This is a genomic window from Methylobacterium sp. TK26 (genome assembly GCF_055361565.1).
In genome coordinates, this window is record NZ_CM143965.1 from 22,061 (window position 1) to 47,798 (window position 25,738).

Genomic DNA, 25,738 nt, shown 5'->3' on the forward strand with positions numbered 1-25,738 from the left:
TCATAGCAGGGCGCAAGCGTCGCGTCGTCAGGAGCGCGGGGCGGGGCGGCGTTCCGCCCCGCCCCACGGGCCGGGTCACATGCCGAAGGCGACCTGGCGGGTGTTGCTCTTCTTCAAGTTCCGGTAGCGCGCCAGCGCCCAGAGCGGGAAGAACTTCGGGTAGCCGTGGTAACGGAGGTAGAACACGCGCGGGAAACCCGTCGCTGTGTAGCGCTCCTCGCTCCACAGGCCGTCCGTGTCCTGCGTGCGGGTGAGGAAGTTGATGCCCCGCGTCACGGCCGGATCGTCCACAGCCCCCGCCGCCATCAGGGCGAGCAGCGCCCAGGCGGTCTGTGAGGCGGTGGAGGAGCCTGCCTCGAACTCCGGGTCGATCTTGTAGGACGAGGCGTCCTCGCCCCAGCCCCCATCCGGGTTCTGGATGCGGATCAGCCAGGAGACGGCCTTCTGGATGCGTGGATCGGCCGAGGAGATGCCCGCCGCGTTCAGGGCGTTCAGCACGGACCACGTGCCGTAGATGAAGTTCATGCCCCAACGGCCGTACCACGAGCCGTCTTCCTCCTGATCGTTCAGGAGGTAGTTCACGCCCCGGTCGAGGGAGCGGCAGGATTCGCGGGTCTCCCCGAGCTGCGCCAGCATCCCCACCACGCGGGCGGTCACGTCGGCGGTCGGCGGGTCGAGGAGCGCCCCGTGATCCGAGAACGGGATGTGGTTCAGGTACATGTAGTTGTTGTCGGCATCGAAGGCGGCCCAGCCGCCATCGGCCGATTGCAGCCCCTCGACCCATTCGCGGGCGCGGGCGATGGCCACCTTGTAGTCGGGCATGCCGGCCACGAGGCCGTGCTGGCGCATGGCGCGGTCCATTGCCATCACCACGACGGCGGTGTCGTCGAGGTCCGGGTAATGGGCGTTGGCGTATTGGAACGCCCAGCCGCCGGGGCGGACCTTCGGCTTGCGGGCCGCCCAGTCACCCACGATGTCGAGCACCTGCCGGGGCTTCAGCCAATCGAGGCCGGCGCGGGCCGTGGCCTCGGCCTCCGGGCCGCCGGCTTCGAGGAAGGCGTGGCTCGCGAGGGCGGTGTCCCACACGGGCGAGACGCAGGGCTGCACATAGGCCTCGTCGTCCTTGATGACGACGAGCTTCTCGATGGCCTCCAACGCGACCTTCACCTGCGGATGGTCGGGCGTGTAGCCCATGATCTCGTACATCAGCACCGAGTTGACCATCGGCGGGAAGATGGCGCCGAGGCCGTCCTCGCCGTTCAGCCGCTCGCTTACCCAGGCGCGGGCCTTCTCCATGGCGCGCTGGCGGGGGCTGCGCGGGAACAGGTGCTCGGTGTTCTGGAGGATGCGGTCGATGAAGCCGAAGATCGGCGTCCACGGCCACGTCGCGTGGGGCGAGCCCGGCCAGGAACGGACGCTCTCCGGTGGCGTCACGAACAGTTCCTGAATGCCGATGCCGCGCGGATTCTTCGCCCTCGGCTTCGTGGCCTGCAGGACGAACATCGGGACCATGGTGCAGCGGGCCCAGTAGCTCACCTTGTCGATGTGGAAGGGAAACCACTTCGGCAGGAACATGATCTCCACCGGCATGGCCGGCACGGCGCGCCACGGCACCTCGCCGTAGAGGGCCAGCAGGAAGCGGGTGAAGACGTTGGCGTTGGCCGCGCCGCCACGGGTGAGGATCGCCTCGCGCGCCCGGCGCATGTGCGGGGCCTCGATGTCCTCGCCGATCATCTTGAGGCAGAAATAGGCCTTCACCGTCGCGCTCATGTCGAACGGCCCCTCGTGGACGAGGGCCCAGCCGCCATGCGGTCCCTGCGTCCGGCGCAGGTAGTTGCCGATCTTGCGCTCAAGGTCGGGCGTCGGCGGAAAGCCGCGGAAATGGTGGAACAGGATGTATTCGGAGGGGATGGTCGCGTCGGCTTCGAGTTCGAAGCAGATATGCCCATCCTTGTGAGCCAGCTCGCCCAGGGCCCGGGTCGCAACGCTCACGCTGCGCTCGACGGTTTCCAGGCTGATGTCCTGCGTCTTCGGGCGCTGCAGCGCCTCTATCTTGTTCACGGCCTCTCGCATCTGTCCTCGCCTCACGGTCACCTGCCGCCGGTCCCGAACGCATCGCGCCCGGAAATGGCCTCAAGCCCCCATTCCACGCGTCCCCTCGCACCGGAACGGCATCCGTTCCGGCGGGGAACGCTCACGTCGCAACCGCCATGCCTCATGCTGCGCCACGCGCAGGTGTCTCCGCACACATCAATGCGTGGGCGGCCGTCTTGCCGGAGCGGATCGCACCCTCGATGGTCGATGGCAGGCCCGTGGCCGTCCAATCGCCCGCGAGAACGAGGTTCGCGTGCCGCGTGCGTGCAGGAGCCCTCCGCGCCGCCTCGGTCGGCGTCGCGGCGAACGTTGCACGCTTCTCCTTGACGATTTGCCAGCGTGGCAGTTCCGAAGCAAGACTGCCGAGCAAGGCGATCTCCCCCCAGATCTGCCGGGCGAGGTCTTCGCGCGGCACGTCGAGGAGCCTATCCGCCCCTGAAATCGTGACCGAATATCGGTCCGAATAGGCGAAAAGCCACTCCGTAAGACTATTCACCACACCGAGAACAAGCGGGCTGCCGGGCTTCGGAACGACCGCGAAATGGGCGTTCACGATCGAGCGAAACTCCAGCGGCGTGGGGACTTCGGGCAACAGGTCGGCGGTCACCCACGGCGGCAGCGCGAGCACGACCGAAGCACCCGGCCCGATCGCCTCCGGCCCATCCGAGAATTGCAGCGCGGTGACGCGCCCGTCCGTGACGTCGAGCCCGCGCAGGCGGCGGCCGAGGCGCACCTGCGCGCCCCGCTTGGCCAGGGTGGCGAGCGCCGGGTCCACGAAGGCGTAGGAGAGGCCCTTCTCGGCCACCATCGGCTTGCAGGCCTTGCCGCCCGCGCCCAGCGTCTCCCGCAGGATGCGCGCGGCGAGGCCGACATCGCTGTCGCGGGGCTCGGTGTTGAGGGCCGCGAGCAGGACCGGGTGCCACAGGCGCTCGTAGAGCGGGCCCGAGCATTCCATGGTCTCGCCGATCGTCCCGCCCGCGCCCTCGGCCTTGCCGGCGGCGGCGCGCAGGATACCGAGGGGGGCGAGGTAGTCGCGGGCGCGGGTGCCGGGCACCCGGCGCGACGGGCTCAGCACCCACCAGGGCAGGCGGCCGGCATTGGGGCGCAGCGTCCAGCGCTGGCCGGATTTCAGGTCGGCGAAGTCGAAGGCGGCTTCTTCCGGGCCGATCAGGGCATCGTCGGGGGCGCCGACCTCGCGCAGGAAGCCGAGCGCGTCGGCATTGCCGGAGAGCAGCAGGTGGTTGCCGTTGTCGATGTGGAGCCCGAGGCTCGGGTCGAAGTAGGAGCGGCAGCGCCCGCCGGCCTGCTTGGCGGCCTCGTGCAGCACGACCTGCTTGCCGCTCTGGCTGAGCGAGACGGCAGCCGAGAGCCCGGCGAGACCGGCTCCGACGATGTGGACCTTGGCCATCACAGCACGCCGTGGCGGAGGGCGACGAGGATCAGCGAGAGCTTGCCCGGCTTCACCCGGGCGCGGGGCGGCGCCCAGCCCCGGCGGATCACCGCCTTGAGGTAGAGATGGTAGGCCGCCGCCATGAGCCGCGCCGCCTTGGTCGCTTTGCGCGGATTGCGCTGGATGATTTCCCAGGTCGCCCGGTAATGCGCCTCGGCCTCCCGCGCGATGGCCGCGCAGACCTCGCCGATGCGCGGATGCATGATCGCCTGGGTCGGCGTCGGATCCGCGAGGCCGATGGCCTCCAGCTTCTCGCGGGGCAGGTAGAGGCGCCCGCGCTCGGCATCCTCATCGATGTCGCGCAGGATGTTGGTGAGCTGCAGCGCCCGGCCCTGGTGCCAGGCGAGCTTCACCCCGTCCGCCTCGGGCATGCCGAAGATGCGCACGGAGAGGCGCCCTACGGCGCTGGCGACGCGGTCGCAATAGAGATCGAGGGTGGCCTCGTCGGGGGCGACGATGTCCTCCTCGGCGTCCATCGCCATGCCGTCGATGACGGCCTGGAAATCCTCGCGCTTCAGGTCGAACTGCGCCACCGGCCCGACGAGGTCGCGGGTGCGCGCCACCGGGCGGCCGGCATAGAGCGCGTCGATATCGGCCCGCCAGCGGTCGAGTTCGGTGCGGCGCACGTCACGCGCGCCGCCATCGTCGGCCACGTCATCGACGGCGCGGCAGAAGGCGTAGACGGCATACATCGCCTCCCGCCGCTCCTTCGGGAGCAGGCGCATGGCCGTGTAGAAGGACGAGCCGGCGGCGGGCAGCGCCGGGGCTTCGGCCTCGGCGGCGGTCGCGGGCGTCGCGGTGGCGCTCAACGGGAGGCTCCTTGCATGGCCGCGCGGACGATCCGCCCGCGGAACGGGCGGCGCGCGAGGGTCGCGGCGACCCCGCGCAGGGCGATGAGGGCGAAGGCCGCCTTGCCGTGATGGACCTTCTCGGAGAGCGGATCGCGGTCCAGCAGGCCCTTCGACAGGACCACCGCGAGGCGATGGATCGCCGCGATCTCCAGCGAGAGCCGGGTGTCGTCGATCAGGTCCGGCAGGGTGGCGCCCTCATCGAGCAGGACGAGGCATTGCTGCGCCAGTTCGTGGAACACCGCGCGGAGCGCCGGAGGGGCCTTCGCCTCGCCGAGCATGGCGATGGTGGCGCCGTGCCGGTCCAGGCAATCCTGCGGCAGGTACACCCGGTCGAGAGCGCGGAAGTCCTTCCCGCAATCCTGCAGGTGGTTGATGATCTGCAGCGCCGCGCAGATCTTGTCCGAGGGGTCGTAGACCCGCGCCGGGTCCTCGCCGTGGATGTCGAGGACGAAGCGGCCCACCGGCATCGCCGAATAGCGGCAATAGTGGATCAACTCGTCCCAGTCGGCGTAGCGGTTCTTGCGCGCGTCCATGCGGAACGCGTCGAGGAGTTCGAGGGCGTGGCGCGGCGGAAGCCGGCGGGTCGCCAGTTCCGCCTTCAGCGGCGCCGCCTCGGGGTCGGCGGGACCCGCCCCGGTCAAGGCGTCGGCGAGGCCGTCGAGGAGGGCGAGCTTACGCTCCGGCGTGAGGTCGGAATGGTCCGCCACGTCGTCGCCCGCGCGGACGAAGTTGTAGAAGGCCAGGATCGCCCCGCGATGGCGCGGATGGATTAGGTGCGAGGCGACGGGGAAGTTCTCGTCGCGATGGCCCTTGCCGGAACGGGTGTCGGTCGCGGTGTCGAGGGTGGTCATTTCAGGTATCCCGCGCCCCGGAACCAGTCGATCGCGTCGGACAGGCCCTCGCGATAGGGCCGCGCCGTGTAACCGAGTTCGGCCCGCGCCTTCTTGTCGGAGAAGAACATCCGGTAGCGGGACATGCGGATGCCGTCGATGGTGGCGAAGGGCTGGTTGCCGGTGAAGCGTGCGGCCAATTGCGCGAAGAACGCCACCGGATACACCACCGCGCGGGGCAGGTTCACGGTCGGCGGCTTGCGCCCGACCATCCCGGCGATGTCCGCCAGCATCTGCGACAGGAACACGTCCTCCCCGCCGAGGATGTAGCGCTCGCCGATCCGCCCCTTGTTCAGGGCCAGCAGATGGCCGTTCGCCACGTCGTCCACATGGGCGAGGTTGAGGCCGGTATCCACGAAGGCCGGCATCTTGCCGAGCGCCGCCTCCTGGATGATCCGCCCGGTGGGGGTCGGCTTCACGTCGCGGGGGCCGATGGGCGTCGAGGGGTTCACGATCACCGCCGGCAAGCCGTCGCGGGCGACCATCTCCTCCACCACGCGCTCGGCCACGACCTTGCTGCGCTTGTAGGCGCCGATGGCCGTCTCCGGCGTGAGCGGCATGGTCTCGTCGGAGGGCGTGACGCCGTCAGCCGGGGGCCGGATGGTCGCGACGCTCGACGTGTAGACGACCCGCTCGACGCCCGCGTCGAGGGCGGCCCGCATCATCAGCCGGGTGCCGTCGCGGTTGGTGCGGACGATCTCCTCCATGTCCGGCGCCCAGAGCCGGTAATCGGCGGCGGCGTGGATCAGGTAGCGCTGGCCGCGCATCGCCTCGGCGACCGAGGCCGGATCGCGCATGTCGCCCGTGACGATCTCGACATCCGGCCATGTGAGGTTGGTGCGCGGGCTCGAGGCGCGCACGAGGATGCGCACCGGGAAGCCGGCCCGGCGGAAGACATCGACCAGGGCCGAGCCGAGGAAGCCGCTCGCGCCGGTGATCAGCACGGGGCCGGCCTCGGCCGGGCCGGATGGGGTGGCCACAGCCATCGTATCTCGTCAGGTCGCAAACAATGACGGCGGGCAAGATGCCCGCCGGTCGGCGTTCTAATCGGGCAGGCCCGGCCGCGGCAAGGCGCGGCCGTGCAGTCCCGTCAGGCGAGGCGCAGGCGCGAACGGCCGTCCTTGCGCTCGGGCAGCGTCTCGGTGACGACCTTGACGATGCTCGGGGCGTCGAGGCCGGCCTCGGCGTACATCTTCTCCGGCTTGTCGTGGTCCTGGTACGTGTCCGGCAGGGTGAGCGTCCGCACCCGCACCCGGCCCGCATCCAGCGCGCCCTTCTCCGCCAGGAGATGCAGCACCATCGCCCCGAACCCGCCGCGCGAGCCTTCCTCGATCGTCACCAGCACCTCGTGCCGCGACGCCAGATCCAGGATCAGCGCCTCGTCCAGCGGCTTGGCGAAGCGCGCATCCGCCACCGTGACCGCCACGCCCTGCTCGGCGAGCGTATCCGCCGCCTTAAGCGCCTCGGCGAGGCGCGTGCCGAGCGACAGGATCGCCACCCGGGCATTCGCGTCCTCGCGGACCATCCGGCCCTTGCCGATGGGCAGGGCCTCGCCCCGCTCCGGCAATTCGATGCCGACGCCTTCGCCGCGCGGATAGCGCAGGGCGGACGGGCCGCTGTCATGGGCGTGCAACGTCGCCACCATGTGCACCAGCTCGGCCTCGTCGGCCGCCGCCATCACCGTCATGTTCGGCAGGCAGCACAAGTAAGCGAGGTCGAAGGCGCCGGCATGGGTCGCGCCGTCCGCGCCGACGAGCCCCGCCCGGTCCATGCAGAAGCGCACCGGCAGGTTCTGCAGGGCGATGTCGTGCACCACCTGATCGTAGGCCCGCTGCAGGAAGGTCGAGTAGATCGCCACGAACGGCTTGTAGCCCTCGGTGGCCAGACCGCCCGCGAAGGTCACCGCGTGCTGCTCGGCGATGCCCACGTCGAAGGTCTTGTCCGGGTGGGCCTTGCCGAACAGGTCGATGCCGGTGCCGCCGGGCATCGCGGCGGTGATCGCCACCACCTTCGGGTCGGCGTCGGCCGCCTTGATCAGGCTCTCGCCGAACACCCGTGTGTAGGCCGGCGCGTTCGGCTTGGCCTTGGCCTGGACGCCCGACACCACGTCGAACTTCACCACACCATGGTAGCGGTCGGCCGACGCCTCGGCCGGGGCGTAGCCCTTGCCCTTGCGGGTGACGACATGCAGCAGGATCGGGCCGGTCTCGGTGTCGCGGACGTTCTTCAGCACCGGCAGCAGGTGGTCGAGGTTGTGGCCATCGACCGGGCCCACGTAGTGGAAGCCCATCTCCTCGAACATCGTGCCGCCGCCGACCACGAGGGAGCGGGCGTACTCTTCCGCCGCCGCCGCGCGCTGGTAGATCGCCTTCGGCAGCAGCTTGCCGAGTTGCTTGGCGGCATCGCGCAGGGTCCGGTAGGTGTCGCCCGAGGCGAGCCGCGCGAGATAGGCCGACATCGCGCCCACGGGGGGCGCGATGGACATGTCGTTGTCGTTGAGGATGACGATGAGGCGCGAATGCAGGGCGCCGGCATTGTTCATGGCCTCATAGGCCATGCCCGCCGACATCGAGCCGTCGCCGATCACCGCGATCATGTTGCGGCGCTTCGGATTCTGGCCCTTGGCCTTGGCGGCGGCGGCGTCGAGGTCGCGGCCCACCGCCATGCCGAGCGCGGCCGAGATCGAGGTGGAGGAATGCGCCGCGCCGAACGGGTCGTAGACGCTCTCGGAGCGCTTGGTGAAGCCGGACAGGCCCCCGCCCTGGCGCAGGGTGCGGATGCGGTCGCGGCGGCCGGTGAGGATCTTGTGCGGGTAGCACTGGTGGCCGACATCCCAGACGATGCGGTCGTCGGGGGTGTCGAAGACGTGGTGCAGGGCGACGGTGAGCTCGACGACGCCGAGCCCCGAGCCGAGATGGCCGCCGGTGATGGACACGGCGTCGATCATCTCGGCGCGCACGGCATCGGCCACGGATTGCAGCTCGCCTTCCGGCACCGTCCGCAGATCCGACGGCTCGTTCACACGATCCAGCAACGCTGATTGCTCAGGGGTGATCGCCAATGCTCGCACTCGCTTGTTCACTGTGCCGCCCGCCGCGCCGATCCGGACCGGACACCGCACGGGCCTTGAGCGGGGCGCGACCGTATGAAATCCGGGATGCCGCCGCTATCACGATATTTCCAGTTACGAACGATCGGCGCTTCGATCAATGACGGGATGACGCTTTTTTCCAGTTCAGTGCCCTTACCGCAACATGAGGTAATCCGTTGAGACCCGTTCGTCTCTGCAAGATCCTGCTGATCTCAGTCATCCCATACTGCAGCCAAGCTTTGGCCGATCCGCGTGTGCCGGATGGCAACCTGGACTTCGCCTGTAACTTCCTCGGCATTTGCCCCGTCCGCACAGTGCCGGGAGGGCCGGACCGAGATGTGCGCCCCTTCGTCGACAGCCTCGGGCGACCCTGCGCGCGGCGTGATCGGCCGACCCCGGAGGGCACGCGGCACGTCCGGGCCTGCTGGTGAGGGCTCTGCGTTTCACCGCCCTCGTCCTGCTCGCCGCGACGGCCGCGACGACGGCCAAGGCGCAGACCTGCCCCGCTCTGTTCGCAGGCGGTCAGGTGCCGGTGCTGGTCAATGCCAAGCTCACCGAGCGGACGACGGCGCTATGCTTCGAAGCTTTCGCCGTTCTGCATTCCGGCGTGACCCGGACCCCGCTCTATTCGGCCGAGCATCTCACCCGGGAGAGCATCGCCGCCGCGCGAGCGGTCGCCCGGGACGACACGTTCCATGAGGAGACGCGCCTGCCGCCGGAGGGCCGCGCGCGGCTGGAGGATTACGTCCGCAGTGGCTTCGACCGGGGCCATCTGGCCCCCGCCGCCGACATGCCGACCCTCTCCGCGCAGGCGGAATCGTTCAGCCTTGCCAACATCGTCCCGCAGGACAGGGCGATGAACCGGGGCATCTGGAGCGACATCGAGGAGAGCACCCGGCGTTTCGCGACGCGGCGCGGCTCGGTCTACGTCGTGACCGGGGTGGTCTTCGCGGGCGAGTCCCTGCGGGAGATCGGTGCGGGCGTCCTCGTGCCGACGCAACTGTACAAGGCGCTCTACGACCCGGCGACCGGGCAGGCCGGGGCCTATCTCGTGCCGAACGCGGCCGGGCGCGAGTGGAAGAGCCTGTCGCTCGACGAACTTCGCACGGCCACGGGCGTCGATGTGTTCCCCGCCCTGCCGCCCGCCGCCAAGGCGAGCGCGATGACATTGCCGGATCCGCAATCCGGCGGGCGCGGCGAGGCGCGGCGTCCGGACGGGTCGCAGGACCAGGTCTGGCGCGATTGGCTCTGGCGCGAGACGATGCGGGCGGTGAGAAAGGCCATCCGCGAATTGCTGCGCGAGATCTTCTGAGGCGACGATGACGAAGACGACGCCCGACCGTTTCGAGCCCTTCGCGGATGAAGCCACCGTGCGCAGCCTCGGCGGCCTGTCCATCGAGAACGGTACCGAGCGGATCGCCCTGCACGGCTCCCTCGACATCACCTGCGACAGGGCGGGGCTCGACGCGGCGCGGCGGCTGCGCGACACGGCCGAGGCCATCGTGAAGGCGCTGGAGGGACGGGACCTGCCGGCGCAGGTGGCCGAGGCGCCCGAGGCGCCGCCGCGCGAGGTGAAGAACCCCTTCGCGTGAGCGGGGAGGATGGGGCGATCCTTGCCGCTCTCCGGCCGTCCTGATACTCGGGACGGATCATACGACACATCCTGACTCGCGCGACAGGGCCGGCCGAGATGCCCGCCGCCGTCCGCCGCGACTCGGACCCGATCCCGAACAAGGACGACCCGCGATGGCCCGCGAATTCATCTATCACATGAAGGGGCTGACCAAGGCCTATACCGGCGGCAAGAAGATCCTCGATAACGTCAACCTGTCGTTCTACCCCGATGCCAAGATCGGCGTGTTGGGCGTCAACGGCGCCGGCAAGTCGACCCTGCTCAAGATCATGGCCGGGATCGACACCGACTTCTCCGGCGACGGCTGGGTCGCGCAGGGCGCCCGCGTCGGCTACCTGCCGCAGGAGCCGCATCTCGATCCGAACAAGTCCGTCCGCGAGAACGTGATGGAGGGCGTCGCCGCCAAGCAGGCCATGCTCGACCGCTACAACGAGCTCGCGATGAACTACTCGGAGGAAACCGCCGACGAGATGACCGAGCTTCAGGACCGGATCGAGACGCTGGGCCTGTGGGAGCTGGATTCGAAGATCGATCAGGCGATGGAGGCCCTCGGCTGCCCGAGCGACGAGCAGCCCGTCGCCACCCTGTCGGGCGGTGAGCGCCGCCGCATCGCCCTGTGCCGCCTGCTGCTGTGGGAGCCGGAGCTCCTGCTCCTCGACGAGCCGACCAACCACCTCGACGCCGAGACGGTGAACTGGCTGGAAGGCCACCTGCGCCAGTATCCGGGCGCGATCCTGATCGTGACCCACGATCGCTACTTCCTCGACAACGTGACGAGCTGGATCCTCGAACTGGATCGCGGCAAGGGCATCCCCTACGAGGGCAACTACTCCTCCTGGCTGGTGCAGAAGCAGAAGCGCCTGGAGCAGGAGGGCCGCGAGGACATGGCCCGCCAGCGCTCCATCGCCCGCGAGCAGGAATGGATCTCGGCCTCGCCGAAGGCCCGCCAGACCAAGTCGAAGGCGCGCATCACCCGCTACGAGGAACTCGTGGCGAAGCAGCAGCAGAAGGTCGACGCCACGGCGCAGATCGTCATCCCGATCACCGAGCGGCTGGGCCAGAACGTCATCGAGTTCAACAAGCTCTCGAAGGCCTATGGCGAACGCCTGCTGATCGAGGACCTGTCCTTCAAGCTGCCGCCGGGCGGCATCGTGGGGGTGATCGGCCCGAACGGCGCCGGCAAGACCACCCTGTTCAAGATGATCACCGGCAACGAGAAGCCGGACGACGGCGAGATCAAGATCGGCGAGAGCGTACATCTCGGCTACGTCGATCAGAGCCGCGACGCCCTCGATCCCAACGCCACCGTCTGGCAGGAGATCTCGGGCGGCAACGACATCCTGTATTTCAACAAGCGCGAGATCAATTCGCGGGCCTATTGCGCGGCCTTCGCCTTCAAGGGCCCCGACCAGCAGAAGAAGGTCGGCACGCTCTCGGGCGGTGAGCGCAACCGCGTCCACCTCGCGGCGACCCTGCGCAAGGGCGGCAACGTGCTGCTTCTCGACGAGCCGACCAACGACCTCGACATGGAAACCCTCCGCGCCCTCGAAGAGGGTCTGGAGGATTACGCGGGCTGCGCGGTGATCATCAGCCACGATCGCTGGTTCCTGAACCGCATCGCGACCCACATCCTCGCCTTCGAGGGCGAGAGCCACGTCGAGTGGTTCGAGGGCAACTTCTCCGATTACGAGCAGGACAAGATGCGCCGTCTCGGCGCGGATTCGCTCATGCCGAAGAAGATCAAGTACAAGAAGTTCTCCCGGTAAGACGCCAAGTCCCGGCGGCGTCTCGCCGCCGGGATCACTTACCTTGGAACCTAACCCGCCCGTCTGTCTTGCTTGGCAGCGGCGGCGACGGGACACGGCGGCCGCGGGAACGCCGCATGCCGGATCGCCGCTCGCTCTTCCTCGGCCTCGCTGCCGCCCTCTCCGTCGCGCCCGCGCGGGCGGTCGGCGCGCCGGAACGCATCGCCCTCTGGCCCGCGACGCCACCGGGCGGGGGAGGTCCGACAGGTCCGCTGCGCCGGGACGACAGCGGCGCCGTCAGCAACATCGCAACCCCCATCCTCGAAGCCTTCCTGCCGGATAAGCCGACCGGCGTCGCCGTGCTCGTCGCGGGCGGTGGCGGCTATGCCCGGATCGGCCTCGTGAAGGAGGCCTACCCGGCCGCGTACTGGCTCGCCGCCCAGGGCATCACCGCCTTCGTCCTCACCTTCCGCCTGCCGCGCGAGGGCTGGAACGACGGGCCCGTCGTCGCCCTTCAGGACGTGCAGCGAGGGCTTCGCCTGATCCGCGCCCAGGCCGACCGCTTCCGGATCGATCCCGCCCGGCTCGGCATCATGGGCTTCTCGGCCGGCGGCCACCTCGCCGGCATGGCCGCCTCGCGCTCAGCCTTCCAATCCTATGCGCCGGTCGATGCGGCGGACGAGGGGTCGGCCCGGCCGGATTTCGCGAGCCTCATCTACCCGGTCGTCTCGGTCGAGGCGCCTTACGACAGGACCACCACACGCCGCTCCCTGGTGGGCGAGGCGCCGAGCCAAGCCGACAGCGCGGCGTGGTCGCTGCAGACCTACGTCCGGACGGGATGCCCGCCGATCTTCCTCGTCCAGACCGACGACGACCCGGTGATCGGCCCCGAGCACAGCCGCATCCTCGATGCCGCCTGCAAGGCGGCGCAGGTGCCGGTGGAGTATCACCGCTTCGCCGTGGGCGGTCACGGCTTCGGGATCGGCCAGTCGGAGACGCCGGTCGCCCTCTGGCCTCGTCTGTGCAGGCTGTGGCTTTCCAGCATTGCGCTGATGCGGTGAACGATGGACGCCCCAATCCCGGAGAGGACGGGCGGCGCGTGGACCGACGCGGCCGCCAAGCAGACCACCCGCAAGCGCGACCCACGGGTCGATGTGCTGCGTGGCCTCGCCCTGCTGATGATCTTCATCGACCACATCCCGCGCAACGCGCCGGCCGCCTTCACCCTGCACAATCTCGGCTTCTCGGATGCCGCTGAGATCTTCGTGCTGCTGGCGGGCTACTCGTCCATGGTCGCCTATGGCGGGATGTTCCGGCGCTCGGGCATCCCGACGACGCTGCTGCGCATCGCGAAGCGCTGCCTGCGGATCTACCTGTTCCAGGCGGGGCTCCTGATCGCGACGCTGCTGATCGTGCGCGCCTGGATGGACATGACCGGGCTGGTGCCGCGCTTCGGCGTGAAGCCGCTTCTCGAAATGGGGCTGTGGCAGGGAATGCTGCGCGGCCTCTCCCTCAACGCCCTGCCGAACTACCTCGACATCCTGCCGCTCTACATCATCCTGCTGGCGCTGTTTCCCCTGGTCTATCTCGGGATCACGCGGGGCATGTGGGGGGCGCTCGCGCTGTCGGCGACCATCTGGCTCGCGGCCAATGTCGATCACCAGCTCAACCTGCCCAACGCCGCCGCCGTCGATGACGGCTGGTACTTCAACCCGTTCGCGTGGCAGTTCCTGTTCGTGATCGGCGCCTGCCTCGCCGTGGCGGTGCGGAACGGCGGGGGCTACCTGCCGCGCATCCCCGTGCTGACGGTGGCGGCGACCTGCTACCTGACCTTCTCGTTCTTTCATGCCGGCTCCTGGGGCGAGTGGGGCCTGCCCGACCTGCGCCTCGTGGCGATGGACCAGCCTGACAAGGGCCATGTCGCGCCCCTGCGGCTCATCAACATCGTGGCGCTGGCCTACCTGCTGTTCAGCTCGCCCGCGATCCGCACGCTCTCCGAGAAGGCCTTCCTGCGCGCGGCCGAGGCCTGCGGGAAGCACTCGCTGGAGATCTTCGCGGCGGGCTGCCTCGCCGCCCTGATCGGCCGCATCCTCTACCGGACCTTCGAACCGCTCTGGTGGTTGCAGATCCTCGTCAACGCCAGCGGCCTCGCGCTCATGCTCGGCCTCGGCCTCTATTTCGATGCACGCGTGCGCCGCCGCGCCGCCAGGACGGAGAGGGCGTGATGCCGCCGATGCGCCGCAAGGGCGATCTGCCGACGAAGATCTGCGCGCAATGCGGCAAGCCGTTCGCGTGGCGCAAGAAGTGGGAGCGCGTCTGGGACGAGGTCCGCTATTGCTCCGACCGCTGCCGCAGCGAGGCCAAACGGGCGAAGTGATCCTCGGCCTGCGCCAGGGCATCGCGCGTATCGATGTCGAGGGCGGTCGAGGGATCGCCGTCGATCTCCATGACATCCGAACGCCCGGCGAGGAGCGGCCCGGCGCCCCGGTCGCCGCTGAGAGAGGCGATCGCGGCCCCGAGCAGGCGCAGGTTGAGGAGCACGGGGTTGCCCCGCCGCCCGCCATGGACGGGCACGATGGCGGCTGGTTTCGGCGCGGCCCGATGGAAGCTTTCCGCGAGGCGGTCGATCATCGCCGGGTCGACCAGGGGCATGTCGCCCAGCATCACGATGGCCACGTCGCAATCCGGCAGGGCGGCAATGCCGGCCTTCAGGGAGGTGGAGAGCCCGTCCGCGTAGGCGCCGTTGCGCACGAAGGTGAGGTCGAGGCCCGCGAGAGCCTGTCTCACTGCCGCGTCGTTCGCGCCAAGCACCGCGACGACCGGCCGGGGGCGAGCAGCCAGCGCCGCTTCCGCCACGCGGCGCACCAGGGGAACGCCGTCGAGTTGAGCGAGAAGCTTCGGCGCCTCGCCGAACCGGGTGCCACGCCCGGCGGCGAGGAGGACGATGCCGATCCTACTCATCGTCGCCCGCCGTCGCGCCGCCCGCGCGGGGCTGCGGGCGGGACACGATCTCCATCAATAACCCGCCGACGCCGAGAGCCACGATATCCGCGCGGCTCACCGGCACATCCGCGAGTAGGCGCTGCAAGATCCAATCGAACCCGTTCTCGCTGGGCGAGCGGGCGCAGCCCGGCGCCCCGATCACCGGCACATCGCCCCGCGCTCCCAGGAGCAGCAAGTTGCCGGGATCGACCGGCATGCCGAGATGATCCACCCGGCCTCCCGCCTGCTCGATCCCCGCCGGGATCACGTCGCGGCGGTCGGCGATGGCCGAGGCGCCGAACACCACCGTCAGGTCCGCACCCACCCCGTCGATGACCTCCGCGAGCCCCGACGCCACGCCCTCCGCCGTGTGGGGAACCCGCGTCTCGGCGACGATCTCCGCGCCGGTCGGCGCGAGACGTTCGGCCAGCACGCGGAGCGTCTTGTCGATGGTCGTATCCTTCAGGGAAGCGAGACGCGTCGAGACGACACCGACGCGCCGCCGCCGATAGGGCGCCACCGCGATGGCGCCGGCTTCGCCCTCGGTGCAGGCGCGGGCCAGGGTCACGCTGCCGACCGCGTAGGGAATGATCTTCACCGTGGCGACCATCTCGCCCTCCGTCACCGGCTTGAAGGCCGGCAGGGTCGCGACGGTCACGGCCTCGTCCACACCGTTCACGGAATCGATCCGGCCCCGGTCGATGAGCAGGATGCCCCGTGTCGTGGCGAACAGGTTGCAGCGGCCGGTGAACGGCTCCTCCACCCGCAGGTTCTCGCCGGACAGGATCGCGGCGAGCCGGCCCGCCGCCGCGTCCTCGCCGACGTCGCCGGTTTCGAGGGAGACGGCCACCACCTCGTGCACGCCGTCCGCTTCGAGCGTCGCGGCCATGGCGGGGGTGATGATCGAGCCCTTGCGCAGGGTCTCGCCCCCGCTGCGCAGGGAATGCGCGGTGATGAGCCCAGCGGAGTCCGCCACCGGGACGGGGCCGAACCTCACGCGACCTCCGGCCTGGGGGCGCGACGCAATTCCGCGACGATTTCCGACAGAACGGAGAGGGCGATCTCGGCCGGGCTCACCGCGCCGATGGGCAGGCCGATGGGCGCGTGGATGCGGCCGATCTCGGCCTCCGTGAAACCGGCCTGACCCAGCCGCGCCACGCGGGCGGCATGCGTCTTCCGCGAGCCGAGGGCGCCGATATAGAAGCACCCCGCCCGCAGACCCGCCACCAGGGCCGGGTCGTCGATCTTCGGATCGTGGGTGAGGGCGGCCAGCGCGCAGTAGCGGTCGAGGGGCGGCACCGGACCGGCGAAGGCCGCATCCGGCCATTTCGCCACGAGGTCGATGCCGGGGAAGCGCTCCGGCGTGGCGAAGGCGGTGCGCGGGTCGATCACCGTCAGGGCAAGGTCGAGGGCGGCGGCCATCGGCGCCATCGCCTGCGAGATATGCACCGCGCCGATCACCACGAGCCGCACCGGCGGCACCTGCACGGTGAGGAAGGCTTGGCCCTCGCCGGTCTCAACGAGGCCGCTCTTGCCGGAGGCGAAATGCTTGCGCAGCGTCTCGGCCATGGGATCGGCCTCGATCTCGGATTCGCGCACGAGGCGCTGGGACCCATCGGGAATCGCGGTGACGAGGATCGCCGCCCGCCGCGCTTCGCGCTCCTCGTTGAGGGCGGCCAGGATATCCGCGCGCATCAGTCGATCCGTTCCACGAAGACGCGGATGCGCCCGCCGCACGAAAGCCCGGCTCGCCACGCCGTCTCGTCGGCCACGCCGAATTCGAGGACGCGGGGCTTTCCGTTCTCGATCACGTCGGCGGCCTCCACCATGACCTCGCCCTCGACGCATCCGCCGGACACCGAGCCGAGGAAATTGCCGTCGCCGTCGATCACGAGATGGCTGCCGACCGGCCGGGGCGCCGAGCCCCAGGTCTCGATCACGGTGGCAAGGGCGACGTCGCGCCCCTCGCGCCGCCACGTCTGGGCGGCGGTGAGAATGTCGGTATCGGTGCTGAGCATGGCCCCGCGCGCCTTGTTGGGAGACGGGCCACGCCCGCTCGGGGAGAGGTATGGCTGCCGCGCCGCAGCGCAAGTCGCCCGACCTTGGCGCCCGACCTTGGCGCCTCATGCGCCGGCCGGTAGAAGGTGATCCCGCTTGGGGCCGGAGCCCATGCCGTCCATCGCGAAGATCACCCGCCGCCGAGGGCGCGGTTCGTGAACGCCGAGGATCCCGCCCTCGCGCGCATGCAGCGTGCGGCCGAGACGCCGGCCCGCGCCCTGTCGGCACCGCGCCGCCAGCTCAAGCGCCTGTCGCGGGCCATCGGCGACGTACTGCCCAAGGGCCTCTACGCGCGCTCGCTCATCATCATCATCGCGCCGATGGTGCTGCTGCAATCGGTGATCGCCTACACCTTCATGGAGCGCCACTGGCAGCTCGTGACGAAGCGGCTCTCCGCTTCCGTGGTGGCGGATGTCGCGGCCCTCATCGACATCTACGAGAGCTATCCGCAGGACAAGGACGCCGACACCCTCTCGCGGATCGCGGGTGAGCGCCTGAACCTCGACCTCGACATCCTGGAGAACGCCAAGCTGCCCCCGCCGGGGCCGCGGCCGTTCTTCTCGATCCTCGACGAAGCCCTCTCCGACGAGATCAAGCGGCAGATCCGGCGACCGTTCTGGATCGACACGGTGGGCCGCTCGAACCTCATCGAGATTCGCGTCTCGATTCCCCAGGGGGTCATGCGCATCACCGCGCGGCGCTCACAGGCTTACGCCTCGAACTCGCACATCTTCCTCGTGTGGATGATGGGCTCCTCGCTGGTGCTGCTCGGCGTCGCGATCCTGTTCCTGCGCAACCAGATCAAGCCGATCCTGCGGCTCGCCGCCGTAGCGGAGGGGTTCGGCAAGGGCCGCGAAATCGAGTTCCGCCCGCGCGGCGCGCGCGAGGTACGGCAGGCGGGCCATGCCTTCATCGAGATGAAGCGGCGCATCGAGCGGGCCATGGAGCAGCGCACGACGATGCTCAACGGCGTCAGCCACGACCTGCGCACCATCCTCACGCGCTTCCGCCTCTCCCTGGCGCTCTTCGAGAGCAGCGACGAGATCGACGACCTGACCCGCGACGTCGATGAGATGAGCCGCATGCTCGAAGGCTACCTCGCCTTCGCGCGGGGCGATTCGGCCGAGACCGCCACGCAGACCGACATGCGTGCCCTCCTCGAAGACCTGCGCACCGATGTGGAACGCCTGGGCGCCCACGTCTCGGAGGTGGAGCTGGTGGGCCGCCCCTTCGTGACCGTCCGGCCGGATGCCTTCCGGCGCTGCCTGTTCAACTTGGCCTCGAATGCCGCCCGCTACGGCGAGACCGTGTCGATCACGGGCAAGCTGGAGACGCGAAGCTTCTTCGTCTCCATCGAGGACGATGGTCCGGGCGTGCCGCCGGAGAGCCGGGAGGACGTGTTCAAACCCTTCGTGCGGCTGGACGACGCACGCCAGGATGCGGGCGGATCGGGCCTCGGCCTCGCCATCGCCCGCGACATCGCCCGCGCCCATGGCGGCGACATCACCCTGCACGACAGTTCGCTCGGCGGCCTGCGCGCCACCGTGCGGGTGCCGGCCTGATCGCTCAGGCGTCGGCGGGGCCGCGCAGCCGGATGTATTCGCTCTGGACGCTGCCGATCAGGTGATGGAGGCTCGTGCTGTCGAGCTTTGCCCGGGTCAGGCGGTCGAGGAGGCTCGCTTCGCCCTGCCACGCATAGCCGCAATCGAAGGGCAGATGGCGCAGCAGCAGCGGGCTCACCACACGGTTCCGCCGATAGGCAGGATGCCGCACGAGGCGTGCGATGTGGCGAACGAGAGAATCGAGGTCGCCCGTACCGATGGAAGTGCCCGACTGATTCGCGGACGTAAACTGCATATCGCTCCCCAAATCTCCTCGATAGTTGTTTTGCATGAGGTTCTGTAAATAAATCCCTCGCGCTCATGTGTTTGCGCCGGGATGCTTCCGCCCCGGCCAATCTCCTGCGCAACGGGGGGTGCCAACCGTCGCCGTGCGATGCTATGCAGGATACCTCACAGCCAAAGGCGCGATCCGCGCCAGTTACCGAGTGCCTTGCATGAACCCGCTCGTCCCGCTGTTCATCCTCATCTCGCTGCCGCTCGCCGCGATCGGCCTGGTGCTCTACACGGATACGGGGATCGAGCCGGCCCTGTTCTACGCCTCGGTGAAGACCTTCATCATCCTCGGTGTCGTCTCGATCGGCATGTCCTTTGCGGCGATGAAGCTGTCCGAGCGCACGAAGCCGTAAGGCGTCGCAGGCGGCTCGGCTTCCGTAGACGACGTTTCCGGCCCGGAGGCCGCCATGCTTCACGTTGTTCCGGCCTTCTCGCGCATCGGCGAGGAGAACGCCTTCGCCGTGCTCGCCCGCGCCCAGGCGCTGGCGGCCCAGGGGCGCGACATCATCAACCTCGGTATCGGCCAGCCCGACATGCCGACCCCGGCCCATGTGGTCGAGGCCGGCATCAAGGCCCTGCGCGACGGCCACCACGGCTACACGCCGGCCACCGGCATCCTGCCCCTGCGCGAGGCGGTGTCCCGCGACATCCTCCGCCGCCACGGCGTCGAGGTCTCGCCCGAATCGGTGATGGTCGTGCCGGGCGGCAAAGTCACCATGTTCATGGCGATCCTGATGTTCGGCGAGCCGGGCGCCGAGATCCTGTATCCGGACCCCGGCTTCCCGATCTACCGCTCGATGATCGAGTACACGGGCGCGACCCCCGTGCCGGTGCCGATCCGCGAGGAGAACGGCTTCGCCTTCTCGGCGGCCGAAACGCTCTCGCTCATCACGCCGAAGACGCGGCTGCTCATCGTCAACTCGCCGGCCAATCCCTGCGGCGGCGTCAGCCCGAAATCCGAGATCGACGCCCTGGTGAAGGGCCTCGCCGACCACCCCGACGTGGCGGTGCTTTCGGACGAGATCTACGGCACCATGACCTATGACGGGGAGGTGCATCACTCCCTGCTCGCGTATCCCGAGATCCGCGACCGGCTGATCTATCTCGACGGCGCCTCGAAGACCTACGCCATGACCGGCTGGCGGCTCGGCTGGTCGGTGTGGCCGAAGCCCCTCTACGAGAACGCCCGCAAGCTCGCGGTGAACGCCCATTCCTGCGTCAACGCCGCGACCCAATGGGCCGGCATTGCCGCCCTCGACGGCCCGCAGGATTGCGTGGCCGAGATGGTCGCGGAGTTTGACCGGCGCCGGTCCATCGTTGTGGACGGGCTTAACGCCCTGCCGGGTGTGTCCTGCATCGTGCCGAAGGGCGCCTTCTACGCCTTCCCGAACGTGTCCCACACCGGCTGGAAGGCCAAGGCCCTGGCCTCGGCGCTCCTGGACGAGGCGGGCGTCGCGACGATCGGTGGCCCGGATTTCGGCGTCCACGGCGAAGGCTTCATCCGCCTGTCCTACGCGAACTCGGCCGAGAACATCCGCCGCGCCCTGGAGCGGATGAAGGATTTCCTGGAGAGCCGGACGGCGGGGTAGCGGCTACCCCACCACCCGCAGATCGTCCCCGGCGGCCAGCCCGCCCCCTGCGATGATCTCCATGTAGACGCCGAGATCCCGGTGGCCGAGACGCTTGTCGATGGTCCAAGGGATGTCGAGGTCGCGGGCACCGGTCTCCGGGTCGACGTTGGTGGCGGCGCAGCGCACCGTCCGCTTCGTCACCTTGAACCGCAGGCCGCTCGGCGCCTCGATGACCTGCCCGAGCATGTCGAGTTCGGCGAAGGGGGCGAGCCCCTCCACCAGCAGGTTGCCGCGAAAGCGCAGCGGGTTCACCGGCACGCCGAGGTCGTCCTCCAGCATCTGCACGCTCGCCCGGTTGATGAGCGAGACGTAGCCGATCGGCGAGTCGGTGAAGCGGTGCTGCGGCGGCGCTTCCAGCACCTTCGGCTCGCCCTTCAGGGCGTCAAGCACGAAGCGGCGTAGGAAGTCTTCCAGGGCTTCGCGTCCTTCGGCCGTGTCGAGCCTCGCGGCGAGGGTTTCGCCGTCGCCCTCCACATGCAGCGTCGCAGTGGCGTCCTCGTAGCGGGTGCGCAGCCGGGCCAGGGCCTCGTCGCGCATCAGCATCAGGTACTTCGTCTTCGGCTGGTGGCGGTAGGCCACCGGGTTGAAGCCGGACGGGCCGTTCTCGACGGCGTAGAGGCGGTCTCCGGGGAAGAAGCCGCTCGTCTCCAGATGGACGCGGTCCACCCTTTCGGGGCTCAAACCCTTCACCGGATAGCGGTAGAGGGCGGTGACGTGAATCAATGCGGTCATGCGCGGATCGTGGCCCTGAAGTGACATGTCGCGCAAGAGCGTCGCCGGGTCTTGTGGTGCGCATATGCAACACCACATCGGGTGTGTCGGCGGCCGTGAGGCGTCGATGCCCTCGCGCGGCAGAGTGCCGGAGGGCGACGTTTCGGTTACGCCGCGCCTCGCATGGGCGGCGGATGCCGGTACGGGAGAGGCGATCCATGAATTTCGAGAAGTACACAGAACGCGCCCGCGGCTTCGTGCAGGCGGCGCAGAACCTCGCCATGCGCGAGGGCCATCCCCAGTTGCAGCCGGGCCATCTGCTGAAGGTGCTGCTCGACGATCCCGAGGGCCTGTGCGCGGGCCTCATCGACCGGGCCGGCGGCCAGTCCCGCGTGGCCCTGGCGCAGACCGAGCAGTGGCTCGCCAAGCAGCCGAAGGTGTCCGGCAACGCGGCCGCCCCGCAGGCGACGCGCGAACTCGTGCGCCTGTTCGACACCGCCGAGAGCGCCGCGCAGAAGGCCGGCGATTCCTATGTCACCGTCGAGCGGCTTCTCCTCGCCATCGCGGTCGAGAAGGAATCGGAAGCTGGCCGCGCCCTGCAGGCCGCCGGCGTCACGCCCGCGTCGCTGAACGCGGCGATCAACACCCTGCGCAAGGGCCGCACCGCCGACAACGCCAGCGCCGAGAACAGCTACGACGCCCTGAAGAAGTATGCCCGCGACCTCACCGAGGCGGCGCGCACCGGCAAGCTCGACCCGGTCATCGGCCGCGACGAGGAGATCCGGCGCACCATCCAGGTCCTGTCCCGGCGCACCAAGAACAACCCGGTGCTCATCGGCGAGCCCGGCGTCGGCAAGACCGCCATCGTGGAGGGTCTGGCGCTGCGCATCGTCAACGGCGACGTGCCCGAATCCCTCAAGGAGAAGAGCCTGCTCGCCCTCGACATGGGCTCGCTGATCGCGGGCGCGAAGTATCGCGGCGAGTTCGAGGAGCGGCTGAAGGGCGTGCTCTCCGAGGTCACGGCGGCCGAGGGCGGGATCATCCTGTTCATCGACGAGATGCACACCCTCGTCGGCGCGGGGAAGGCGGACGGGGCGATGGACGCCTCGAACCTGCTGAAGCCCGCGCTAGCCCGTGGCGAATTGCACTGCGTCGGCGCGACGACCCTCGATGAGTACCGCAAGCACGTCGAGAAGGACGCGGCGCTCGCCCGGCGCTTCCAGCCGGTCTTCGTCTCGGAGCCCACCGTGGAGGACACGGTGTCGATCCTGCGCGGCCTGAAGGAGAAGTACGAGCAGCACCACGGCGTGCGCATCCAGGATTCGGCCCTGGTTGCCGCGGCGACGCTGTCGAACCGCTACATCACCGACCGCTTCCTGCCCGACAAGGCCATCGACCTCGTGGACGAGGCCGGCTCGCGGCTGCGGATGCAGGTCGATTCGAAGCCGGAGGAGCTGGACTCCGTCGACCGCGAGATCGTGCGCCTGAAGATCGAGGGCGAGGCCCTGAAGAAGGAGACCGATTCCGCCTCCCGCGACCGCCTCGTGCGGCTGGAGAAGGAACTCGGCGACCTTGAGGAGCGCTCGGCCGCGATCACGGCGCGCTGGAAGGCCGAGAAGGACAAGCTCGGCACGGCGGCCGATCTCAAGAAGAAGCTCGATGAGGCGCGCAACGAACTCGCCGCCGCCCAGCGGCAGGGGCAGTACCAGCGCGCGGGCGAACTCGCCTACGGCATCATCCCCGGGTTGGAGAAGCAGCTCGCGGACACCGAGAGCACCGAGAACGGGCGCGGCCTGATGGAGGAGGCGGTGACGCCAAGCCACATCGCGGGCGTCGTCTCGCGCTGGACCGGCGTGCCCGTCGACAAGATGCTCGAAGGCGAGCGCGAGAAGCTGCTCGCGATGGAGACGGCGTTGGCGAATCGCGTCGTCGGCCAGCGCGAGGCGGTGGAGGCGGTGGCGACCGCCGTGCGCCGCGCCCGCGCCGGGTTGCAGGATCCGAACCGGCCGATCGGCTCGTTCATGTTCCTCGGCCCGACGGGCGTCGGCAAGACGGAGCTGACCAAGGCCTTGGCCGGCTTCCTGTTCGACGACGACACGGCGCTCGTGCGCATCGACATGTCCGAGTACATGGAGAAGCACGCGGTCGCCCGGCTGATCGGCGCGCCTCCCGGCTATGTCGGCTACGAAGAGGGCGGCGCGCTGACCGAGGCGGTGCGGCGCCGGCCGTATCAGGTCGTGCTGTTCGATGAGGTCGAGAAGGCGCACCCGGACGTGTTCAACGTCCTGCTGCAGGTTCTCGATGACGGTCGCCTGACGGACGGGCAGGGGCGGACGGTGGATTTCCGCAACACGCTCCTGATCATGACCTCGAATCTCGGGTCGGAATACCTCGTGAACCAGCCCGCCGGGCAGGACACGGAGGCCGTGCGGGACGAGGTGATGGGCGTGGTGCGCAGCCACTTCCGGCCGGAATTCCTGAACCGGGTCGATGAGATCATCCTGTTCCACCGCCTCAAGCGGGAGGAGATGGGTGCGATCGTGGAGATCCAGCTCGGGCGGCTTCAGAAGCTCCTGGACGAGCGCAAGATCGTCCTCACGGTGGACGAGGATGCGCGCAACTGGCTCGCCGACAAGGGCTACGACCCGGCCTACGGGGCGCGGCCGCTGAAGCGGGTGATCCAGAAGAACGTGCAGGACCCGCTGGCGGAATTGCTGCTCGCGGGGAAGGTCCACGACGGCGAGCATGTGCCGGTCCATCTCGGGCCCGCCGGCCTGATGATCGGCGACGTCACGGTCGGCGCAAAACGGCGGCCTTCGGACGCCACGCTCAACTGATGGATGGGGAAGGGGGCCTGGCGCCCCCTTCTTCTTGTCTAGGCTCGCTTCCTCCGCAGGTAGGCCTGCCGCTCGCCCTCGGCCTGCAGCGAGGCGGCGCGGATGCGCAGCAGATCGCGGCGGGTGAGGAGCCCGACGAGGGTACCGCCCTCCGCTTCGGTGACGAGAAGCCGCCCGCTGCCGTCGGCCAGCATCACGTCGAGGGCGTGGGAGACCACATCGCCCGGATGCACCACCGGGAGGCTCGCATCGGAGAGGCGCTCAGCCAGCGTCTCGCCCGCGTGCGCCTCGTCATCCTCCCGCGTCCAGAGCAGCATCTCGGCCCGCGAGACGATGGCCACCGGACGGCCCGTCGCGTCGGTGACGGGGTAGGCGTCGTGGCGGCCGGCCTCGATGGCGGCGGCGGCTTCCGCGAGCGTCAGGGTCGCGTCGAGGGTCTCGACCTCCGTCGTCATCACCGCGCCGACGCGGGTGAACTCGTAGGGGTCGATTCCGTATTCGCGCGTGACGTGCAGGCCGCGCCGGGCGATCTTCTCCGTGAGGATCGAGCGCTTCAGCAGAAGCACGCTGACGGCGTAGGCCGCCATGGTCGCGGCGAGCAGCGGCGCCAGCGCGCCGGCATCGCCCGTCACCTCCACCGCGAAGACGATTCCCGTGAGCGGCGCGGGCAGGGTGCCCCCGAGCATCGCGGCCATGCCGAGCAAGGCCCAGAAGCCGTGCGCGCCGGGCAGCACGACCGCCGCGAGCGAACCGAAGGCGCCGCCGAGGATCAGCAGCGGCGCCAGCACGCCGCCGGAGGTGCCGGAGGCCAGCGCCACCAGCCAGATCACGGCCTTCACCACGAGGATCGTCGCCACCACGGACAGGGCCATGTGCCCGTCGAGGAAGCCACGGATCACGTCGTAGCCGACGCCGAGGGCGCGGGGCTCGATCAGCCCGCCGAGGCCGACGACGACGGCGCCCAGCGCCGGCCACCACATCCAGTGGACCGGAAGGCGCCGGAACGCATCCTCCAGCCCGTAGAGCAGACGGGTGAGAAGCCCCGAGAGCAGTCCGCAGGCGAGGCCGAGCAGGACGCAGGCCGGCAGGCCCCACCAGGGCAGGGAGGGGTTGTCGGAGAAGGGGAAGAGCGGCCCGGTCTCGAACAGGGCCGGGCGCCACGCCATGGCCGTCGCGGCGGCGACCGTCACCGGCACGAGGCTGCGCGGGCGCCATTCGAACAGCAGCACTTCGAGGGCCAGCAGCACGGCGGCGACCGGCGTGCCGAAGATCGCGGTCATGCCGGCGGCGGCGCCGGAGACGAGGAGCGTGCGCCTCTCGATGGCCGACAGGTGGAAGAATTGCGCGTAGAGCGAGCCGATGGCCCCGCCCGTGACGATGATCGGTCCCTCCGCGCCGAACGGCCCGCCGCTGCCGATGGCGATGGCGGACGAGAGCGGCTTCAGCACGGCGACCTTGGGCGACATCCGGCTGCCGCCGATGAGAATCGCCTCCATCGCCTCCGGGATGCCGTGGCCGCGGATCTTCTCCGAGCCGTATCGCGCCATCACGCCGACGACGAGCGCGCCGACGACCGGAATGGCGACCATCCCGATTCCGCGCGGCGCCGTGGCAAGCGAGGTGAGCGCCGTGTCGAACCGGCCGAACCACGCGAGGTTCGTCGCGAGCCCGATCAGCGCCAGCAGCACCCAGGCGGCGCCCACCGCCGCCGAGCCGACGATCACCGCCATGCCGGTGAGCAGCAGGATCCGCCTATCGACGGTGAAATCCGAAAGCGTTCGGCGCACCGGGCTATGGCCCGTCGCCTTCGTGGATGACATCTCCATTCCAACCTCCTGCGGCGGAAAATACATCGTGTTACGATATATTC

Annotated in this window: 23 protein-coding genes; 10 read left to right on the forward strand and 13 right to left on the reverse strand. The window is 69.5% G+C overall.

Going from position 1 to position 25,738, the window contains the following annotated elements:
* Positions 1-75: 75 nt before the first annotated feature.
* From shc to dxs, 6 genes are all read right to left on the reverse strand, one after another.
* The gene (gene shc / locus ACXJ1Y_RS00095) at positions 76-2,073 is read right to left on the reverse strand and encodes a squalene--hopene cyclase (protein ID WP_463848181.1); all 1,998 of its coding nucleotides are present in this window, start codon (positions 2,071-2,073) and stop codon (positions 76-78) included.
* A gap of 142 nt (positions 2,074-2,215) precedes the next feature.
* On the reverse strand, positions 2,216-3,502 hold the full coding sequence (hpnE, locus tag ACXJ1Y_RS00100) for a hydroxysqualene dehydroxylase HpnE (RefSeq protein WP_463848182.1): 1,287 nt from the start codon (positions 3,500-3,502) through the stop codon (positions 2,216-2,218).
* Positions 3,502-4,353, reverse strand: a complete 852-nt coding sequence (gene hpnD, locus ACXJ1Y_RS00105) for a presqualene diphosphate synthase HpnD (RefSeq protein ID WP_463848183.1) — start codon at positions 4,351-4,353, stop codon at positions 3,502-3,504. Before hpnD ends, hpnE begins: the two co-directional genes overlap by 1 nt.
* Entirely contained in the window at positions 4,350-5,246 is an 897-nt protein-coding gene (gene hpnC, locus ACXJ1Y_RS00110) for a squalene synthase HpnC (protein ID WP_463848184.1), read from the reverse strand. Before hpnC ends, hpnD begins: the two co-directional genes overlap by 4 nt.
* A complete protein-coding gene (gene hpnA / locus ACXJ1Y_RS00115; RefSeq protein ID WP_463848185.1) occupies positions 5,243-6,271 on the reverse strand; it encodes a hopanoid-associated sugar epimerase in 1,029 nt (342 codons plus the stop codon). The genes hpnC and hpnA overlap by 4 nt, the downstream gene beginning before the upstream one ends.
* A 104-nt stretch (positions 6,272-6,375) precedes the next feature.
* Positions 6,376-8,346 (reverse strand): 1-deoxy-D-xylulose-5-phosphate synthase, encoded by a 1,971-nt coding sequence (gene dxs, locus ACXJ1Y_RS00120; protein ID WP_463848186.1) that lies wholly within the window; start codon positions 8,344-8,346, stop codon positions 6,376-6,378.
* A 451-nt stretch (positions 8,347-8,797) separates the two neighbouring features.
* Between dxs and ACXJ1Y_RS00125 the strand changes: the two genes are divergently transcribed.
* The 6 genes from ACXJ1Y_RS00125 (at position 8,798) to ACXJ1Y_RS00150 (ending at position 14,131) form a co-directional block, all read left to right on the forward strand.
* Positions 8,798-9,688, forward strand: a complete 891-nt coding sequence (locus tag ACXJ1Y_RS00125) for a DNA/RNA non-specific endonuclease (RefSeq protein WP_463849991.1) — start codon at positions 8,798-8,800, stop codon at positions 9,686-9,688.
* A gap of 7 nt (positions 9,689-9,695) precedes the next feature.
* Positions 9,696-9,968, forward strand: coding sequence for a hypothetical protein (locus ACXJ1Y_RS00130; protein WP_463848187.1), 273 nt, complete (start codon positions 9,696-9,698; stop codon positions 9,966-9,968).
* A gap of 154 nt (positions 9,969-10,122) precedes the next feature.
* A complete protein-coding gene (ettA, locus tag ACXJ1Y_RS00135) occupies positions 10,123-11,775 on the forward strand; it encodes an energy-dependent translational throttle protein EttA (RefSeq protein ID WP_463848188.1) in 1,653 nt (550 codons plus the stop codon).
* Between the two features lie 116 nt (positions 11,776-11,891).
* Positions 11,892-12,815: an alpha/beta hydrolase gene (locus ACXJ1Y_RS00140; protein WP_463848189.1), complete on the forward strand. Its 924-nt coding sequence runs from the start codon at positions 11,892-11,894 to the stop codon at positions 12,813-12,815.
* Between the two features lie 3 nt (positions 12,816-12,818).
* A complete protein-coding gene (locus ACXJ1Y_RS00145; protein WP_463848190.1) occupies positions 12,819-13,979 on the forward strand; it encodes an OpgC family protein in 1,161 nt (386 codons plus the stop codon).
* Positions 13,979-14,131: a DUF2256 domain-containing protein gene (locus ACXJ1Y_RS00150; RefSeq protein WP_243957708.1), complete on the forward strand. Its 153-nt coding sequence runs from the start codon at positions 13,979-13,981 to the stop codon at positions 14,129-14,131. Before ACXJ1Y_RS00145 ends, ACXJ1Y_RS00150 begins: the two co-directional genes overlap by 1 nt.
* Here ACXJ1Y_RS00150 and ACXJ1Y_RS00155 read toward each other — a convergent pair.
* The 4 genes from ACXJ1Y_RS00155 to ACXJ1Y_RS00170 are packed head-to-tail and all read right to left on the reverse strand — an operon-like array spanning position 14,086 to position 16,754.
* The gene (locus ACXJ1Y_RS00155; protein WP_463848191.1) at positions 14,086-14,715 is read right to left on the reverse strand and encodes a nucleotidyltransferase family protein; all 630 of its coding nucleotides are present in this window, start codon (positions 14,713-14,715) and stop codon (positions 14,086-14,088) included. The two genes, ACXJ1Y_RS00150 and ACXJ1Y_RS00155, sit on opposite strands and share 46 nt — an antisense overlap.
* Positions 14,708-15,733 carry a molybdopterin-binding protein gene (locus tag ACXJ1Y_RS00160; protein WP_463848192.1) on the reverse strand — a complete coding sequence of 342 codons (1,026 nt, stop codon included), beginning with the start codon at positions 15,731-15,733 and terminating at the stop codon, positions 14,708-14,710. Before ACXJ1Y_RS00160 ends, ACXJ1Y_RS00155 begins: the two co-directional genes overlap by 8 nt.
* Positions 15,730-16,431 carry an XdhC family protein gene (locus ACXJ1Y_RS00165; RefSeq protein ID WP_463848193.1) on the reverse strand — a complete coding sequence of 234 codons (702 nt, stop codon included), beginning with the start codon at positions 16,429-16,431 and terminating at the stop codon, positions 15,730-15,732. The genes ACXJ1Y_RS00160 and ACXJ1Y_RS00165 overlap by 4 nt, the downstream gene beginning before the upstream one ends.
* Positions 16,431-16,754 carry an XdhC family protein gene (locus ACXJ1Y_RS00170; protein WP_463848194.1) on the reverse strand — a complete coding sequence of 108 codons (324 nt, stop codon included), beginning with the start codon at positions 16,752-16,754 and terminating at the stop codon, positions 16,431-16,433. The genes ACXJ1Y_RS00165 and ACXJ1Y_RS00170 overlap by 1 nt, the downstream gene beginning before the upstream one ends.
* A gap of 225 nt (positions 16,755-16,979) precedes the next feature.
* Here ACXJ1Y_RS00170 and ACXJ1Y_RS00175 point away from each other — a divergent pair, with 225 nt between their 5' ends.
* Positions 16,980-18,356, forward strand: a complete 1,377-nt coding sequence (locus ACXJ1Y_RS00175; protein WP_463849992.1) for an ATP-binding protein — start codon at positions 16,980-16,982, stop codon at positions 18,354-18,356.
* Between the two features lie 4 nt (positions 18,357-18,360).
* Here ACXJ1Y_RS00175 and ACXJ1Y_RS00180 read toward each other — a convergent pair whose 3' ends face one another.
* Positions 18,361-18,534: a hypothetical protein gene (locus ACXJ1Y_RS00180; protein WP_463848195.1), complete on the reverse strand. Its 174-nt coding sequence runs from the start codon at positions 18,532-18,534 to the stop codon at positions 18,361-18,363.
* Positions 18,535-18,850: 316 nt separating this feature from the next.
* Between ACXJ1Y_RS00180 and ACXJ1Y_RS00185 the strand changes: the two genes are divergently transcribed.
* The gene (locus ACXJ1Y_RS00185; RefSeq protein WP_463848196.1) at positions 18,851-19,042 is read left to right on the forward strand and encodes a hypothetical protein; all 192 of its coding nucleotides are present in this window, start codon (positions 18,851-18,853) and stop codon (positions 19,040-19,042) included.
* A 54-nt stretch (positions 19,043-19,096) separates the two neighbouring features.
* Positions 19,097-20,278: a pyridoxal phosphate-dependent aminotransferase gene (locus ACXJ1Y_RS00190; RefSeq protein WP_463848197.1), complete on the forward strand. Its 1,182-nt coding sequence runs from the start codon at positions 19,097-19,099 to the stop codon at positions 20,276-20,278.
* A gap of 3 nt (positions 20,279-20,281) precedes the next feature.
* Here the strand turns inward: ACXJ1Y_RS00190 and ACXJ1Y_RS00195 are convergent, their stop codons facing one another.
* Positions 20,282-21,052, reverse strand: a complete 771-nt coding sequence (locus tag ACXJ1Y_RS00195) for an MOSC domain-containing protein (protein WP_463848198.1) — start codon at positions 21,050-21,052, stop codon at positions 20,282-20,284.
* Positions 21,053-21,249: 197 nt separating this feature from the next.
* On the opposite strand from ACXJ1Y_RS00195, the gene clpB reads away from it, so the two are divergent.
* Positions 21,250-23,868, forward strand: a complete 2,619-nt coding sequence (clpB, locus tag ACXJ1Y_RS00200) for an ATP-dependent chaperone ClpB (protein ID WP_463848199.1) — start codon at positions 21,250-21,252, stop codon at positions 23,866-23,868.
* A gap of 38 nt (positions 23,869-23,906) precedes the next feature.
* Here clpB and ACXJ1Y_RS00205 read toward each other — a convergent pair whose 3' ends face one another.
* A complete protein-coding gene (locus tag ACXJ1Y_RS00205) occupies positions 23,907-25,694 on the reverse strand; it encodes a chloride channel protein (protein WP_463848200.1) in 1,788 nt (595 codons plus the stop codon).
* Positions 25,695-25,738 lie beyond the last annotated feature (44 nt).

Coding starts and splice junctions, on each gene's coding strand:
- ACXJ1Y_RS00140 (WP_463848189.1), top strand. CDS start 11,892: ATGCCGGATCGCCGCTCGCTCTTCCTCGGCCTCGCTGCCGCCCTCTCC.
- ACXJ1Y_RS00170 (WP_463848194.1), bottom strand. CDS start 16,754: ATGCTCAGCACCGATACCGACATTCTCACCGCCGCCCAGACGTGGCGG.
- shc (WP_463848181.1), bottom strand. CDS start 2,073: ATGCGAGAGGCCGTGAACAAGATAGAGGCGCTGCAGCGCCCGAAGACG.
- ettA (WP_463848188.1), top strand. CDS start 10,123: ATGGCCCGCGAATTCATCTATCACATGAAGGGGCTGACCAAGGCCTAT.
- ACXJ1Y_RS00150 (WP_243957708.1), top strand. CDS start 13,979: ATGCCGCCGATGCGCCGCAAGGGCGATCTGCCGACGAAGATCTGCGCG.
- hpnC (WP_463848184.1), bottom strand. CDS start 5,246: ATGACCACCCTCGACACCGCGACCGACACCCGTTCCGGCAAGGGCCAT.
- ACXJ1Y_RS00130 (WP_463848187.1), top strand. CDS start 9,696: ATGACGAAGACGACGCCCGACCGTTTCGAGCCCTTCGCGGATGAAGCC.
- ACXJ1Y_RS00155 (WP_463848191.1), bottom strand. CDS start 14,715: ATGAGTAGGATCGGCATCGTCCTCCTCGCCGCCGGGCGTGGCACCCGG.
- ACXJ1Y_RS00205 (WP_463848200.1), bottom strand. CDS start 25,694: ATGGAGATGTCATCCACGAAGGCGACGGGCCATAGCCCGGTGCGCCGA.
- ACXJ1Y_RS00145 (WP_463848190.1), top strand. CDS start 12,819: ATGGACGCCCCAATCCCGGAGAGGACGGGCGGCGCGTGGACCGACGCG.
- ACXJ1Y_RS00175 (WP_463849992.1), top strand. CDS start 16,980: ATGCAGCGTGCGGCCGAGACGCCGGCCCGCGCCCTGTCGGCACCGCGC.
- clpB (WP_463848199.1), top strand. CDS start 21,250: ATGAATTTCGAGAAGTACACAGAACGCGCCCGCGGCTTCGTGCAGGCG.
- ACXJ1Y_RS00195 (WP_463848198.1), bottom strand. CDS start 21,052: ATGACCGCATTGATTCACGTCACCGCCCTCTACCGCTATCCGGTGAAG.
- ACXJ1Y_RS00190 (WP_463848197.1), top strand. CDS start 19,097: ATGCTTCACGTTGTTCCGGCCTTCTCGCGCATCGGCGAGGAGAACGCC.
- hpnA (WP_463848185.1), bottom strand. CDS start 6,271: ATGGCTGTGGCCACCCCATCCGGCCCGGCCGAGGCCGGCCCCGTGCTG.
- ACXJ1Y_RS00165 (WP_463848193.1), bottom strand. CDS start 16,431: ATGCGCGCGGATATCCTGGCCGCCCTCAACGAGGAGCGCGAAGCGCGG.
- ACXJ1Y_RS00185 (WP_463848196.1), top strand. CDS start 18,851: ATGAACCCGCTCGTCCCGCTGTTCATCCTCATCTCGCTGCCGCTCGCC.
- hpnE (WP_463848182.1), bottom strand. CDS start 3,502: ATGGCCAAGGTCCACATCGTCGGAGCCGGTCTCGCCGGGCTCTCGGCT.